General features: G+C 52.7%; 14 protein-coding genes and 1 other RNA gene. 14 read left to right on the top strand and 1 reads right to left on the bottom strand.

What is annotated here, in order from left to right:
• The first annotated feature begins 13 nt into the window (after nt 1-13).
• The 14 genes from KZ483_RS20045 to rnpB all read left to right on the top strand — a co-directional run bounded on the left by KZ483_RS20045 (nt 14) and on the right by rnpB (nt 13,639).
• The gene (locus KZ483_RS20045; protein WP_220349338.1) at nt 14-430 is read left to right on the top strand and encodes a cytidine deaminase; all 417 of its coding nucleotides are present in this window, start codon (nt 14-16) and stop codon (nt 428-430) included.
• 69 nt (nt 431-499) lie between these two features.
• Nucleotides 500-1,417 carry a GTPase Era gene (gene era / locus KZ483_RS20040; RefSeq protein WP_220349337.1) on the top strand — a complete coding sequence of 306 codons (918 nt, stop codon included), beginning with the start codon at nt 500-502 and terminating at the stop codon, nt 1,415-1,417.
• Between the two features lie 105 nt (nt 1,418-1,522).
• On the top strand, nt 1,523-1,672 hold the full coding sequence (locus KZ483_RS20035) for a YqzL family protein (protein ID WP_220349336.1): 150 nt from the start codon (nt 1,523-1,525) through the stop codon (nt 1,670-1,672).
• A gap of 39 nt (nt 1,673-1,711) precedes the next feature.
• Complete coding sequence (gene recO / locus KZ483_RS20030; protein ID WP_220349335.1) at nt 1,712-2,458, top strand: DNA repair protein RecO; 747 nt, start codon at nt 1,712-1,714, stop codon at nt 2,456-2,458.
• 366 nt (nt 2,459-2,824) lie between these two features.
• Nucleotides 2,825-3,712 carry a glycine--tRNA ligase subunit alpha gene (glyQ, locus tag KZ483_RS20025; RefSeq protein WP_220349334.1) on the top strand — a complete coding sequence of 296 codons (888 nt, stop codon included), beginning with the start codon at nt 2,825-2,827 and terminating at the stop codon, nt 3,710-3,712.
• A complete protein-coding gene (glyS, locus tag KZ483_RS20020) occupies nt 3,705-5,786 on the top strand; it encodes a glycine--tRNA ligase subunit beta (RefSeq protein ID WP_220349333.1) in 2,082 nt (693 codons plus the stop codon). Before glyQ ends, glyS begins: the two co-directional genes overlap by 8 nt.
• Nucleotides 5,787-5,940: 154 nt before the next feature.
• On the top strand, nt 5,941-6,759 hold the full coding sequence (locus KZ483_RS20015) for a pyruvate, water dikinase regulatory protein (protein WP_220353556.1): 819 nt from the start codon (nt 5,941-5,943) through the stop codon (nt 6,757-6,759).
• A 78-nt stretch (nt 6,760-6,837) separates the two neighbouring features.
• Nucleotides 6,838-7,305 carry a YaiI/YqxD family protein gene (locus KZ483_RS20010; RefSeq protein WP_220349332.1) on the top strand — a complete coding sequence of 156 codons (468 nt, stop codon included), beginning with the start codon at nt 6,838-6,840 and terminating at the stop codon, nt 7,303-7,305.
• Between the two features lie 38 nt (nt 7,306-7,343).
• Nucleotides 7,344-9,194 carry a DNA primase gene (gene dnaG / locus KZ483_RS20005; protein ID WP_220349331.1) on the top strand — a complete coding sequence of 617 codons (1,851 nt, stop codon included), beginning with the start codon at nt 7,344-7,346 and terminating at the stop codon, nt 9,192-9,194.
• Nucleotides 9,195-9,212: 18 nt separating this feature from the next.
• A complete protein-coding gene (rpoD, locus tag KZ483_RS20000) occupies nt 9,213-10,343 on the top strand; it encodes an RNA polymerase sigma factor RpoD (RefSeq protein WP_220349330.1) in 1,131 nt (376 codons plus the stop codon).
• Between the two features lie 87 nt (nt 10,344-10,430).
• Nucleotides 10,431-11,258 (top strand): hypothetical protein, encoded by an 828-nt coding sequence (locus KZ483_RS19995; protein ID WP_220349329.1) that lies wholly within the window; start codon nt 10,431-10,433, stop codon nt 11,256-11,258.
• A gap of 1 nt (nt 11,259) precedes the next feature.
• Complete coding sequence (locus tag KZ483_RS19990; RefSeq protein ID WP_220349328.1) at nt 11,260-12,027, top strand: tRNA (adenine(22)-N(1))-methyltransferase; 768 nt, start codon at nt 11,260-11,262, stop codon at nt 12,025-12,027.
• On the top strand, nt 12,018-13,139 hold the full coding sequence (locus tag KZ483_RS19985; RefSeq protein WP_220349327.1) for a Nif3-like dinuclear metal center hexameric protein: 1,122 nt from the start codon (nt 12,018-12,020) through the stop codon (nt 13,137-13,139). Before KZ483_RS19990 ends, KZ483_RS19985 begins: the two co-directional genes overlap by 10 nt.
• 75 nt (nt 13,140-13,214) lie before the next feature.
• Nucleotides 13,215-13,639: RNase P RNA component class A (gene rnpB, locus KZ483_RS19980), an RNA gene on the top strand.
• Between the two features lie 83 nt (nt 13,640-13,722).
• Here rnpB and KZ483_RS19975 read toward each other — a convergent pair.
• Nucleotides 13,723-15,597 (bottom strand): S8 family peptidase, encoded by a 1,875-nt coding sequence (locus KZ483_RS19975; protein ID WP_220349326.1) that lies wholly within the window; start codon nt 15,595-15,597, stop codon nt 13,723-13,725.
• Nucleotides 15,598-15,740: the final 143 nt, after the last annotated feature.

The following is a 15,740-nucleotide window of genomic DNA, read 5'->3' as shown; positions in this document are numbered from 1 at the left end:
GGAGAGATCGGCGATGGAGATTACAAGCCAGCAGCTTCCCGAAGACTGGAAGCGGCTTTTGGAAGCAGCATTGGATGCCAGGCGGCGGGCATATGCGCCATATTCCGGCTTCTCGGTGGGGGCGGCGCTGCTTGATGAACAAGATGCCGTTCACCACGGCTGCAATGTGGAGAATGCCGCGTACGGCCCGACCAACTGCGCCGAGCGGACAGCCTTGTTCAGGGCTGTTGCCGACGGACACAAGGCAGGATCATTCAAGGCAATCGCCGTAGTTGGCGACACCGAGCAGCCGATTACGCCTTGCGGAGTCTGCAGGCAGGTGCTCTCTGAGCTTTGCGGGCCTGATATGCCGGTAATTATGGGCAACTTAAGGGGCGACTGGGCGGTTACCACAGTTGCGGAGCTGCTGCCCGGCGCTTTCAAGCTATGAACAAAACAGTGTGTCTGCACGCTTCCGAAACAAAAGCGGATCGTGCCGGAAGGGGATAAATGACGTTATATGAACCAGAAATCGTCAGGGGTAAACGAAAAATTTCATTCGGGATTCGTGGCTATTGTCGGGAGACCGAATGTCGGCAAATCAACCCTCATCAATGAGATGATCGGCCAGAAAATAGCCATCATGTCCGACAAACCGCAGACGACCCGGAACAAGATACATGGCGTCTATACGACCGATAAATCCCAGATCGTCTTTCTTGATACGCCGGGCATACATAAGCCGCTGTCGAAGCTCGGTGATTATATGGTGAAGTCTGCAGTCGGCACGCTTGGCGAAGTGGATGCCGCGCTGTTTCTAATCGATGCGTCCGAGGGGCTCGGCGGCGGGGACCGCTTTATCATCGAACAATTGAAGAAGGTTAAAACCCCGGTTTTCCTGGTGATGAACAAGATCGATAAAATTCACCCGGAGGCGCTTCTGCCGCTGATCGCGCAGTATAAAGAGCTTCACGAATTCGATGAAGTGGTTCCGATTTCCGCGCTTGAGGGAAATAACATCGATACGCTTCTGAATGTGCTCTCCCGCTACCTGCCGGAAGGTCCCCAATATTATCCCGCGGACCAGGTGACGGACCATCCTGAGCAGTTCGTCTGCGCCGAGCTCATCCGAGAGAAAATTTTGCATCAGACGCGCGAGGAAGTACCGCATTCGATTGCCGTAGCGATCGAGGATATGCGCGTTCAGGAGAATGGCGTAGTCTATATTGGAGCCGTTATATTCGTCGAACGCGATTCTCAGAAAGGGATCGTGATCGGCAAGCAGGGGGCGCTGCTTAAGGAAGTCGGCAAGCTGGCAAGGCGCGATATCGAGCTGCTGCTCGGTTCCCGCGTATTTCTTGAATTGTGGGTGAAGGTGAAGAAAGACTGGCGCAATCAGGAACGCATGCTGAAGGATCTCGGCTTCAGAAACGACTAATTCTATCCAAGGGAGAATGCCCGTATTTTGTCTGGCATAGGACAGGCCGGTTCATCGCATCCTATCAGTGAGCAATATTTCTGAGAGCGGAAAGGATGAATACGGTTGCGGGACTTTTCGTGGAAATATTTTATGCTGACCGGGGATGTGGACGCTTTTTTGCTTTATAAACAGATGGATCAGCTTGGCAGGCAGGAATTGTCCGAAGACGGGGATTCCGAAGATGCCCTATCCGAGAGAGACAGCCATCTGTGACAATAAGCGTCCTTAGTTGCAAGTTGGGGGAGAGACGCGATGCAGTACCGGGTCGAAGGCATTGTTATCCGGAGCATGGATTATGGGGAAGGCGGTAAAATCGTCACACTCCTTACGCAAACGCACGGTAAAGCAGGCATAATCATACGGGGTGCCAAAAAGGCGAAGAGCCGGCACGGTTCGCTTTCGCAGCTTTTTACGCACGGGGAATATATTTATTTCCGCAATAGCGGGCTCGGAACGTTGACGCATGGTGAGATTATCGAATCTCACCATGTTTTGCGTGAGCGGCTGGAGCTTGCGGCTTATGCTTCATATGCTGCGGAATTGACCGACCGCACGACACATGAGGATGAAGCGGGCGGTTACATGTTTGAGCAGCTGAAGGCATGTCTGTCTGCTCTAGCAGAGGGTAAGGACGTGCAAATTACGGTTCAGCTGTACGAGATGAAGATACTCGAAGCCGCAGGGTACGCACCTGAAGTGGAGGCGTGCGTTTCATGCGGCAACGTTGTCGGGCCTATGGCTTTAAGCGGAAGAGCCGGCGGCGTGCTCTGCAGCCGGTGCCGATCTAAGGATCCGGGAGCGCTGGAGCTTGGCGATGGAGCCCTTAAGCTGCTTAGGCTCTTTAGACGGATGGATTTGCGCAGGCTCGGCAGCATTCAAGTGAAAGATGAAACCAAAGCACAGCTCAAACAAGGAATGCGGCTTCTTATTGATGCCCAAATTGGCATACCGCTCAAATCTCGCACTTTTTTGGACCAGATGGACAAATATTCGTTTTAGAATGATTTGACAGAGTGGATAAATAGAGCTATGATATACAATTATGAATAATGAACGATGATGGAGAAAGTAGTCGGAACAAGTTGTCAGTAAAGCGAGCCGGGGTCAGTGAAAGCCCGGACGGACGAACCGGCGAAAGGCGCTCCGGAGTTTATGCAGCGGGAAAGAAAGCGGATTTCGGACAGTTGCCGATTTAATTAGCGATTGAGCGAGATCAAGTAGGGTGGAACCGCGGGAGAACAGCTCTCGTCCCTATGTCTGATTCAGCATCAGACGTATGGACGAGGGCTTTTTATATTGTCCGGGCTTGCCCTGATGAAGGAAACGAGTATTGACAAACGAAATAAGTAAAGGAGCGGTTAAGTGATGAATTTTCAAGGTATGATTTTGACGCTTCAGCAGTTTTGGGCGGAGCAAAATTGCATTCTTGTTCAACCGTACGATGTCGAGAAGGGTGCAGGCACTATGAACCCGATGACCTTTCTGCGGACTATCGGTCCGGAGCCGTGGAATGTCGCTTATGTAGAGCCGTCCCGCCGTCCGGCGGATGGCCGTTATGGGGAAAATCCGAACCGGCTGTACCAGCATCATCAGTTTCAGGTCATTCTGAAGCCATCTCCCGATAATATCCAGGAGCTTTACCTGGAGAGCCTGAAGCGTCTCGGTATCGATCCTCTGCACCATGACATCCGTTTTGTCGAAGATAATTGGGAGTCGCCGACGCTTGGCGCCTGGGGACTCGGCTGGGAGGTATGGCTGGACGGTATGGAAATAACGCAGTTCACATACTTCCAGCAGGTCGGCGGGATCGATGCCAATCCGGTTGCTGTGGAGATCACTTACGGAATGGAGCGGCTTGCTTCTTATATTCAAGAGAAAGAGAATGTATTCGATCTGGAATGGGTGGAAGGAGTCACCTACGGCGATGTATTTCTGCAGCCTGAATACGAGCACTCGAAATATACGTTCGAAACGTCCGATGCGGCGATGCTGTTCACGCTGTTCAATATGTACGAGGAAGAAGCGAAGAAAACGATGGAGCATAAGCTTGTCTTCCCCGCTTACGATTATGTGCTTAAATGCTCGCACACATTTAATTTGCTCGATGCGCGCGGGGCGATCAGCGTGACGGAGCGAACGGGATATATTACGCGGGTGCGCAACCTTGCGCGCGCTTGCGCTGCAACCTATCTGGAAGAGCGCGAACGTCTGGGCTTCCCGCTGCTCAAGAAAGGAGTGAACGTCAATGGCTAAAGATTTGCTGCTGGAAATCGGACTTGAAGAAGTACCCGCCCGCTTTGTGCGCGGCGCCATGAACCAGTTGAAGGAAAAGACGGTAAAATGGCTGGAGACGGCCCGCATTTCGCATGGCGGGGCTGAAGCATATGCGACGCCGCGCAGAATTGCGGTCCTCGTGCGTGACGTAGAAGAGAAGCAGATGGACGTCAGCGAAGAGGTTAAAGGTCCCTCACGGAAAATCGCCCTTGACGAACAGGGCGGCTGGAGCAAGGCGGCGCTTGGGTTCGCGCGCAGCCAGGGCGTTCATCCAGATGCTTTTTTCTTCAAGGAAGTCGGCGGAGTCGAATATATTTATGCAAATAAAAGCAGCATCGGTACGGTGACAAGCGAGGTGCTGCCGGAAGGCTTAACGTCTCTTATCACCGCGATGTCGTTCCCGAAAAATATGCGGTGGGGCAGCAATGAGCTCCGTTTTGTCAGGCCGATTAAATGGCTGGTGGCTCTGTTTGGACAAGAGATCGTTCCGCTTGAAATCACCGGTGTCAGCAGCGGCAATGTTACTCGCGGCCACCGTTTTCTCGGTGGCGAGACAGTCGTTGCACACCCTTCGGAATATGTGGAACAGCTACGCGCCCAGAATGTTATCGCAGACGTTACCGAGCGCGAACAGCTGATCGTTGCTCAGATCAAGGAGCTTGCGGCCGAGAAAGGCTGGCAAATCGCAGTGAAGGACGATTTGCTTGAAGAGGTGCTTTTCCTCGTCGAGTACCCGAATGTATTGTTCGGTACGTTCGATCCATCGTTCCTGCAGATCCCGCAGGAGGTACTGATTACTTCGATGCGTGAACATCAGCGCTATTTCCCGGTGCTTGACGATAACGGCAAGCTTCTCCCATTCTTCGTTACCGTCCGCAATGGCGACCGCACCTCGATCGAGAAGGTAGCCAAGGGCAATGAGAAAGTACTGAGAGCACGTTTGTCCGACGCTAAATTCTTCTATGCGGAGGATCAGAAGCTGGCAATCCCCGACGCGCTCGCCAAGCTTGATAATATCGTTTATCACGAAGAGCTTGGGACGGTATCGGACAAGGTGCGCCGCATACAGATCACGGTCAGCAAGCTTTCCCGCGCGCTGAACCTCGATGCTCAAACGGCAGACGATGCGGCACGTACCGCAGCCATCTGCAAATTTGATCTTGTAACCCAGATGGTATACGAATTCCCCGAGCTTCAGGGTATCATGGGCGAAGATTACGCCCGCAAAGCCGGGGAACGGGAGACTGTCGCCAAGGCCATCAACGAGCATTACCAGCCGCGGTTTGCGGGAGACCGCGCTCCGGCGTCTGTGGCGGGCGCCATCGTAAGCCTGGCCGATAAAATCGACACAATCGCCGGATGCTTCTCGATCGGCATCATCCCGACCGGCTCGCAGGATCCCTATGCGCTCAGAAGACAGGCCGCCGGGATCGTTCAAATCATTCTCACTCACAGCCTCAAGCTTCCCCTCGGCGTTCTCTTCGATCTGTCGCTCGAAGTTCACGGCGGCAGGCAAATGAAACGGGAAGCTGCCGACATACGTAAGGATCTGTATGAGTTTTTTGCGCTTCGTGTCAAAAACGTACTGTCCGAGCAGGGTATCCGCTATGATGTCATAGACGCGGTAATGGCAGCAGGTTATAACGATTTAAGCCAGACAGTCGGCCGCGCCGCCGCTGTGACGGCTTTAGCGGCGGGAGAAAACCGCGACCAATTCAAAAGCGTGGTTGATGCCCTTAACCGTGTCTGCAATCTTGCCGCAAAAGCATCGTCGAAAGAAGTGAAGCCCGAATTGTTCCTTGAGGAATCGGAGGGGGCATTGTACGAAGCTTGGAGCGGGGCAAGCGGCGGCATCGCTTTGTCGCTTGAATCAGGCGACGCAGCTGGGGCGATTGCCAAGCTTGCAGAACTGAAGAACCCGATCAATGTCTACTTCGACCGGGTAATGGTCATGGCGGAGGACGAGAAAATCCGCGATAACAGGCTTGCTTTGCTTGCGGTTATCGCGGAGCAGGTCGGCGGAATAGCCGATTTTTCCAAATTAGTGTGGTAAGAGGAGAAACCTGTTAAGCACAGGTAGTATGCATAGAACCAAGCGCGGCACCGATGTGCTGATAGTTCGCGCGAAAGCGCCGGTCGTTTCTTTGGTTGACTATGAACGCAGCTTGTCCGTAATTCGTGCACCAAAATTGGAGGGGGACGATAGAATGGCAGCCGTAGCAATGCCCGAAGTGATTATCTACGTCGTTTCGGATTCCGCCGGAGACACCGGCGAGCTCGTTGTAAGGGCGGCGGTCGCCCAGTTTCATCCCATCTATGCAGATATCCGCAGGGCGCCTTTTATTCAGGATGAAGCGGCGGTCGAGAGGGTGGTCCTTCAGGCCAAAGAGTCTAATGCGATTATTTTGTACACGCTTGTGACCCCGAAGCTGCGCGATCTGCTGTGCAAGATCTCGGAAGAACAAGCTGTCGTCGCAATCGACCTCCTCGGCTCCTTAATCGGCAGTCTGGAGGAGAAGACCAGCCGAAAGTCACGGCAGGAGCCGGGTCTTAACCACGTACTCGACGAAGATTATTTCCGCAAGGTGGAAGCCGTAGAGTTTGCCGTCAAATATGACGATATGCGCGATACGACCGGCATACTGAAAGCGGACATTGTACTTGTGGGTGTGTCGCGGACGTCGAAAACTCCGCTTTCGATGTACCTCGCGCATAAGAAATTCAAGGTCGCGAATGTGCCTCTTATGCCTGAGCTTCAGCCGCCGGAAGAGCTGTTTGGCATTCCGAAGGAGAAGGTAATCGGACTTACTATCGGCGTTCATTATTTGAATGTAATCCGCAAGGAAAGGCTGAAGGCGCTGGGTTTGCCGGATAGCGCGGCATATGCGACCACAGCCCGTATCGAACGCGAGCTGGCTTATGCCGCCGAAATTATGGGGAAAATCGGCTGCGTAGTGATTGACGTTTCGCACCGGGCGGTGGAGGAGACCGCAAGTCTTATTATGGAATGCATTCAATCGAACTAAAGTCCTAGCAGGATTTTTTCGATATTTGCCGTATATAATAGTACGGTACTTTAATAGAAGATGCGGTGATGCATAGACGTGGCGACTATACCTACGATCGTGGTCGATGCCGACGCGTGCCCGGTCAAGCGTGAGATTGTCGAAGTGGCGCGCGGAATGTCCGTTCCCGTACTTATGGTCGCATCCTATGACCACCGGCTTGAGCCTCAGCCGGGCGTAGAGATCGTACAGGTGGACCGAAGCGGGCAATCGGTTGATTTGTATATTGCCAACCATGTTGCTCGAGGGGATATCGTGGTCACGCAGGATTTCGGGCTTGCCACGATAGCGCTTGCCAAAGGCGCTCTTGCGTTATCTAATCGCGGCCAGCAATATGATGAGGGCAATATCGACTACTTGATGGAACGAAGGCATGAGCTTGCCAAACGAAGGCGTGCCGGCGGGAAGACAAAAGGCCCACGGGCGATGACGGGTGAAGATCGCGTCCGATTTCAGCAAAAGCTGACAAAAGTTTTGCTGAGTCGGCAGGAGAATGGTGAACCGTAGCGAATACCTATTAAGGTTTAGGATGAAGGTGGGGGTGTATGGCTTACGGTAAAATACCGGATTCGGTCATAGAAGCGGTGCTCCGGCATCACGATATCGTGGATACGGTAGGAAAGTACGTCCACCTCTCGAAACAAGGGAAATACATGAAAGGGCTTTGTCCTTTTCATTCCGAGAAGACCCCGTCGTTCACCGTTACGCCGGAGAAGCAGATTTTTTACTGCTATGGCTGCGGCAAAGGCGGCCATGCGATCAAGTTTGTGGCGGAGATCGAAAGTTATTCCTTTCCTGAAGCGGTCCGCGCTATGGCGGAGGAAGCCGGTATTCCGATTACGTGGACAGGACCGAATGACAATCAGGGAGCGGTGGAGAACGGTGACCGCGATAAGCTGATCCAGGCTCATGAGCTGACAGTGAAATTGTACCATTACCTGCTTATGAATACTTCGCACGGACAGAACGCTCTGCAGTATTTGCGTTCGCGGGGAGTCAGCGACAAGCAAATCGATCATTTTATGGTCGGATATGCGCCGCCGGAATGGGACACGCTGGCACGTTTTCTGGAGAAACGGGAGTTCCAGGCGGATTTGATGGAGAAAGGCGGACTGCTTGTCGCCAAGCAGGACGGAAGCGGTTATCTTGACCGGTTTCGTGACCGTGTTATTTTCCCGATCCGGAACCGCGACGGCAAAACCATCGCTTTGGCTGGTAGGATTCTCGGCGAGGGACAGCCGAAATATTTGAACTCGCCGGAGACGATGCTGTTCAACAAAAGCCGCAGCTTTTATAATCTCGATCAATCCAGACCCGCGATGCGGAAGACGCGCAAGGCTGTGCTTTTTGAGGGCTACATGGACGTGATCAAAGCATGGACCGCAGGGGTAAATAACGGTATAGCGACAATGGGCACCTCATTGACGGAAGATCATGCGGCGATCCTGCAGCGCAATGTGGAGGAAATCGTACTATGCTATGACGGTGACAATGCGGGACAAGCTGCGGTACTGAAGACGATTCCGCTGCTGGAGAAAACGGGTTTGCGGGTGCAGGTCGCGATGCTGCCGAAGGGGATGGATCCGGATGAATTTATCGAACGGCATGGCGCCCATGCTTTTATGCGGGAAATAATCGAACAACCGGTTTCCGTCACAAAATTTAAGCTAATATATACAAGAAAAAACCATATACTCCTAGAAGAAGAAGGACAGAAGAACTACCTGCTCGAAGCGGTCGGCATAATCGCCGAACTGGACTCCCCCATCGAGCGTGAAATTTATCTCAAGGAGCTTCACCGGGAGTTCGGAATATCTCTGGAAAGCTTGAAGCAGGACTGCTTTCAACACCGGCAGCAGCTGCAAAAGTTCAAGCCTCAAAGGGATAATAACGACAATTCGTGGAATAATGGTAGGAATGAAAACCGTCGTACGTCTTCTGCGCCTCCAGTATTGCCTGCCTATCAGGTCGCGGAACGAAGGCTGCTCGCCCAAATGCTTCAGGATGGCGAAACGGCGCAAGCGGTGCACGAGAAGCTTGGAGAAGCCTTTAACGTGGAGGATCACGCAGCACTTGCTGCTTATTTATACGCTTATTATGCGCAAGGTCATGATCCGGATGTCAGCCGGTTTATCGCAACGCTCCAGGACGACCGTCTCGAAAGAACGGCCGCTTCAATCTTAATGATGGACGATGAGTTTCCATTTGACGAGCAGCTGCTTGTCCACTATATTAAGGAAATTCAAAAAGTACCCAAATTTCGCGAAATCGAACATAAGAAGGAAGACATGGTGCGGGCGGAACGTTCCGGCGACATGTTGCTCGCGGCACAAATAGCAAGTGAGATTATTGCCCTAGAGAGACAGCTGAAAGGACGGCAGGATGATCGTTTCTAGGGAGGAGGGAGTCGGAATATGGCGAATGATCAACATACTGAATTAGACACCGAACAAAAGCTCGAGCTCGTCAAAGAGCAGCTGATCGAACACGGCAAGAAGCGCTCCTCCTTAACGTATAAAGAGATCATGGAGAAGCTTTCGCCATTCGATCAGGACCCGGAGCAAATTGATGAATTCTTTGAGCATCTTGATGATATCGGCATCGAAGTGGTTAATGAGAACGACGAAACTCATCCGTTGGGAAGAGAGCGGGATGATCAGGAACGGGAACCAGATGAATTCAACTTCGATGATGATCTGGCGCTCCCGCCCGGCATCAAAATCAATGACCCGGTTCGGATGTATCTGAAAGAAATCGGACGCGTGCCGCTGTTGTCCGCCGACGATGAAATTGAGCTCGCGAAACGGATCGAGCACGGCGACGAGGAAGCGAAGCGCAGACTGGCCGAAGCGAATCTCCGGCTCGTCGTAAGTATTGCCAAGCGTTATGTCGGACGCGGCATGCTGTTCCTCGACCTTATCCAGGAAGGCAATATGGGGCTGATCAAAGCGGTCGAGAAGTTCGATTTCACGAAAGGCTTCAAATTCAGCACATATGCCACATGGTGGATCCGCCAAGCCATTACGCGCGCAATTGCAGACCAAGCCAGGACGATCAGGATTCCGGTTCATATGGTCGAAACAATCAATAAGCTCGTGAGAGTTTCACGGCAGCTGCTGCAGGAGCTGGGCCGCGAGCCAAGTCCCGAAGAAATTGCCGCCGAGATGGATTTGAGCACGGAAAAAGTCCGGGAGATCATGAAGATTGCACAGGAGCCGGTTTCACTTGAAACACCAATCGGTGAGGAAGACGACTCTCATTTGGGTGATTTCATTGAGGATCAGGAAGCTCTCGCTCCTGCGGATGCGGCTGCATATGAGCTGCTCAAGGAGCAGTTGGAGGATGTGCTCGATACCTTGACCGAGCGGGAAGAAAATGTGCTTCGTCTTCGTTTTGGACTCGATGACGGGCGAACCCGCACTTTGGAGGAAGTCGGAAAAGTATTTGGCGTTACGCGCGAACGAATTCGGCAGATCGAAGCCAAAGCGCTGCGTAAGCTTCGCCACCCAAGTCGCAGCAAGCGATTGAAGGATTTTCTCGAATAATCATACAGACCTTACTGCTTCGGCGGCAAGGTCTTTTTCAAACTATAGGAGATTATAAGCTGTGGCCGAAAGGAACGAACGGTCGACATGGATCAGGAACGCCGAAAAACAATTGTCAAGGAGATCGAGCACTGGCAGCGCAGCAAGCTGCTTCCGGATCAATATTGCGCTTTTTTGCTCAATTTGTATCTGGAAACGGATGAAGAACGCGCGCAGTCTACCTTTGCAGGAAAAACGGTTCATGTACTAAAGCGAGCTTCGTGGAAGCAGTGGTTTCTTGCAATTGGAATTTTTTCCTTGATTTGTTTTGTTATCCTTTATTTTAATGTTTTTCATCCTCTATTGCAAATCGGTTTGGCAGCCTCAGGTGTATTCGGCCTCCTCTTGTCCGGACAGCGTTACCGGCGGAAAAACGAATCGGCCGGCCTTGCGTTGGTCGGATCCGGTATGCTCCTTATGCTTGGATCAGGCTTATATATGCTCGAGCTTCATCAGCTCACGGCGTGGGGCTGGAAGGCAGGTCTGTTGACCGTATGCTCTTTATTCTGGATCACCTTCGGAATTGGAACGCGTATACCTGTGCTTCATTTGTGCGGATGGATGGCTTCCTTTCTCGTGTATGCCTGGCTGCTGTCCAACTATACGGATTCGCCGGAATGGTATGAAATTCAGTTTTATTGGCTGCCGGCGTCCTTTGTATTTGGTTGGCTCAGTTGGTTTTTTCATCGCTGGTCGCGCCCGGTTGCCGCGGTCCTGTTCGTCGCCGGCGGTCTCATTTGGTTTATGCCCGAGCTGTACTCCGCCGTTTTCGCCCAGGAGCAGGCATGGCTGCAGGTTCAGCTTATCGTGAAAATTACAGCGGGAGGGTTGCTCCTCTTCGCGCTGCGAAAACAATGGATTGCGTGGGTTGCTTGATATGATAATGTTGTCGAAAAGACTGCAAACGATTGCGGACCGGGTAACGTATGGATCGCGGATTGCCGATATCGGTTCCGACCATGCGCTGCTTCCGGTCTATCTTGTGCAAAGCGGCAAATGCCCGGCTGCTATCGCGGGCGAGTTGAACCCGGGTCCGTACCAAGCGGCAGTGAAGCAAACCGCGGAGGCGGGCTTGAATGCTCTTATCGAAGTTCGCCAGGGCGACGGACTGTCGGTGCTTGCCCCTGGCGAGGCGGATACCGTTTCGATTGCCGGAATGGGCGGCAGTTTAATGAGCGGTATTCTTCAGGAAGGGTGGTCCGCTGGGAGGTTGGCCGGAGTTAGAGAGCTTGTATTGCAGCCCAATGTCGGCGAGGATATCGTCAGAAGATGGCTTGCGGAACATGACTATGTGCTTCAGAGTGAAGCGATACTGGAGGAAGACGGCCGTATTTATGAAGTGCTGCACGCGGCGGTCTTAGCGGATGCGAAAGAAGCTCGACGGCATAATGAACAGCTGTACGATGCCTCTTTTCTGTCACTTCAGCTGCCGTCTGCCGGCCGAAGGGAATGGCTTTACCGGATGGGGCCGTATCTTCTAAGAAGCGGTGAGCCGCTGCTTAAGAAAAAATGGCTTCTGGAGCTTGAAAAGCTGGAGCGGATTTGCCGGCAGCTGGAGCTCTCGGCGTTACCCGAGTCGCGTGAAAAAGAACGGATGCTCCGTGGTGAAATGAAACAGATTGAGGAGGTGCTTGCATGTTTGTAAACGGTCAAACGGTCGCCCAACTGATCGAACAGCTGGCTCCGAAACATTTTGCGGTGGAAAACGACAAAATCGGCCTTCAGCTGGGGACGCTGCAAAAACAAATAAGCAAGGTGCTTATTGCGTTGGATGTAACCGATGAAGTAGTGGACGAAGCGATTACCGCGGGTGCGGAGCTTATTATCGCTCATCACGCTATCATCTACAGACCTTTGGCGAAGCTGGATACGTCGACACCTGCGGGAAAATTGTATGAAAAGCTGATAAAGCATGATATAGCAGTCTATATCGCGCACACGAATCTGGACGTGGCGCAAGGCGGTATAAACGATTGGATGGCCGATATGCTGGGCATTTCATCCGAAGGGCGGGCGTCTCTGGAGGAGGTTCATACGGATAAGCTGTACAAGCTTGTCGTCTTTGTTCCCCACAGTCACCACGACCAAGTGCTCAAGGCGATTTGGAACGCCGGAGCGGGCGCAATCGGCGATTATAGCTGCTGCAGCTTTAATATCGAAGGCACCGGCACATATATGCCGGGAGAAGGGACGCAGCCTTTCATCGGAAAGCAGGGGCGGCTCGAGCGAGTTCAGGAGATGCGTATAGAAACCGTTGTTCCTCATAGTGTTCACCGCAAAGTCGTGCAAGCGATGCTGAAGTCTCATCCTTACGAGGAGGTGGCCTACGATTTATATCCGGTGGATCTGAAGGGCCGCTCCTTCGGTTTAGGGCGCGTCGGCAGGCTGACCGAGCCAATGAAGCTTAAGACGCTTGCAAACCGCGTCAAGGAGGCGTTCAGCGTGCCTGCAGCCAGAATCGTCGGTGACCCGGAGCGCGAGGTCCAAAAAGTTGCCGTGCTCGGCGGAGCAGGGGCTAAATATGTGCGTCATGCGCTTTTTGCAGGCGCAGATGTTCTGGTGACAGGCGATATCGATTACCATTCCGCGCATGATGCGCTTGCAGCCGGACTCGCGATCATCGATCCCGGCCATAACATCGAGAAAATCATGAAGCCGAGACTGGCGGATTGGTTGACACGCGAACTAAGCGAACGTAAATATACGACCGTCGCAGTTGCTTCCGCAATCGAAACCGAGCCTTTCAGGTTCGTATAGGCAATAATCGTAAGTAGAGGCAATGTTTCAAACTTGAGCTTTTGCTCTATTCTTAGTATACTGGCTATACAACGGAAAGTTTGACAGACAATCGCTGGCGGCTGAGAAGCCGCGAGAGGAAAGTCCGGGCTCCATAGGGCAGAGATGCTGGATAACGTCCAGTCGGCGCGAGCCGAAGGATAGTGCCACAGAAACGGACCGCCGATGGCCGGCTTTACCGCCGGCACAGGCAAGGGTGGAACCGTGGTGTAAGAGACCACGAGGACCGTTGGTGACAACGGTGCTGGTAAACCCCATCTGGAGCAAGACCGAGAGAACGCAGCAGCCGGCTAATGGAAGCATTGGCATGCGCTGCACCCCTGCCCGGGTGCGTTCGGGTTGGTCGCTTGAGCCGGTCAGCAATGATCGGCCTAGATAGATGATTGTCGCTTCGAAGTGGGAGGGTCGTTCCCGTTCAGACCACATGAAGTACAGAACCCGGCTTACGGCAAGCTTTCCGCAACGATTAATTTTACAAATTCAAAAGGCTGTTCCTTCTCCTCGGAGTCTGGGAACAGCCTTTTTTGTTCAGCCTTTTTGTTGTTTATTTGGCCCCGTCTGCTGCATTGACCTCATACTTATCGGCAATTTGCTCCAAACGTTGTTTGACCTGCTCCGGAAACCGCAGCAGCGAAACATCAGACCTCCGGGCCATTTCCAGCGCTTTGACAATATCGATCTGCCCGTATCCGAAATTATTGTCTTTCCCGGCGGCTCCAAGATCCCGGGCAGATTTACGCATAATATCCATGACCTCAACATTGGTCAGGTCCGGATTGATCGAACGGATCAAGCCCGCAAGAGCGGCTACATGCGGACTTGCCATTGAGGTGCCAGACAATGCCGCGTATTGACTGCCGGGATAGGTGCTGGCAATACTTGCTCCGGGCGCCGCTACGTCAATGTAGTCGCCATAGTTCGAGAAGGAGGATCTGGAGCCGTCGGCATCGGTAGACGCTACGGCGAATACCTCCGGATATGCTGCAGGATAACCGGGCCGATCCGTATTGTCGTTTCCGCTCGCGGCTACAAGCACGACGCCGCGGTCATAAGCATACCTTATCGCATCATGCAGAAACTCTGCCTGCGCGTAATTGCCCAAACTCATATTAATGACTTTGGCTCCATGGTCGGTTGCCCATATGATCCCCTGCGCTACGGAATAAGTCGAGCCCGCTCCGCTGCTGTCAAGCACTTTAACCGGCAGGATTTTATTGTACCAGGACAGACCGGCCACTCCCTCGCCATTATTGACGGAGGCTGCAATGATGCCTGCTACATGCGTTCCGTGGCCGACATCATCGTCGGGCGCATCGCCTTCGGTCATAATATTCGTTCCTTTCTCCAGCTTGCCCTTTAAATCCGGATGGTCGGCCTGAACCCCGGTATCGAGCACCGCAATCAGCACTTTATCGCTGCCTTTCGTTAGGTTCCAGCCCTTCTCGGTTTCAATTGACGGCAAATTCCACTGATACTGCGAATAAAGCGCGTCATTGGGAATTATCGGGGTCACATCATTCGTCATATACAAATAATGCGGCTCTACGTACTGGGGGCTCCAAGACGTGCGGAAGTAATGCATCATCGTCTCCGCTTCCATTTTTGCCGAACGGAACACATACGTATAGCCGAGCTTTCTAACCGAAATAGCTGATAAATCTTTCTTCATCCGGTTTATATCCGCCTCGCTCGGCGGCTGCTGAAATCTGACAACCACTTCATTGATGCGGTAGTGGCTGGCATTACCGTTGTCTTCACCGGATTTGACCGTGATATCCTTCGTGCTGTTAGGCGCTGCGGATTCGATTCTGTAATTGCCTTCAGCCGGATACGGTATTACGCGGAGATTGCGGCGCTGATGGTGCTCGACCTGTGCGACGATATCCTGAAGCAGAATGCCGACTATGCCTTCTCCTGGTTTACGCTGATCGGGAACCGTTATAATGACATAACGGTGATTACCTGTCTGAAACGAGGGAGATGAATAGGCTTTACCTGTTTTTAAACTTGCTTTGGCGGCGGCCAGATGCTGATGCAGCGGCTTGCTTTCGGCTGACGGCATATTTCCTTTGGTCAAGGTTTTCCCCCCTCGCTTCCAAAGGACATAAACCATTTGCTTATGCATCTTCATCATATGGCTTAGCTCGTTTTCCGCTCCGTTGGCGGTAGGGTGGGCGGTTGACTTCGACATCAGCTTGTGAAAATTTCTCGCGCATTCGGTCCTGCATAACAGAGCAGTTGCCTCCATATCGCGTTTGACCGTTTGCATTTTCATCACATGTTCCTGGTTTACGGACATTGTGCGGGTCTGATCGGCGGGTCTGTTGACGTTATCCGGCGCGCCGAACCAGGGCATGAGCGGAATGAGAAAAACGGCGGCCGCCACCACGGCGGACCAGCCGAGCAATTTGCGTCTCATTTGGTTAGTTCCTCCTCGGGTTCCTGATCAATGAGCCGTCTCCGGCTGCTATTGCTTAGAGTTCGGTCCGGCTCATGAAAATATACGGCAAACTCGTCGCTCAGACAGTACCATCCGCATGCATTTTGTGGTACGATGTAATG

Source organism: Paenibacillus sp. sptzw28 (assembly GCF_019550795.1).
GTDB lineage: Bacteria > Bacillota > Bacilli > Paenibacillales > Paenibacillaceae > Paenibacillus_Z.
Note: the sequence above shows the minus strand (reverse complement) of the source record. Positions and strands in the feature narration are given on the sequence as shown.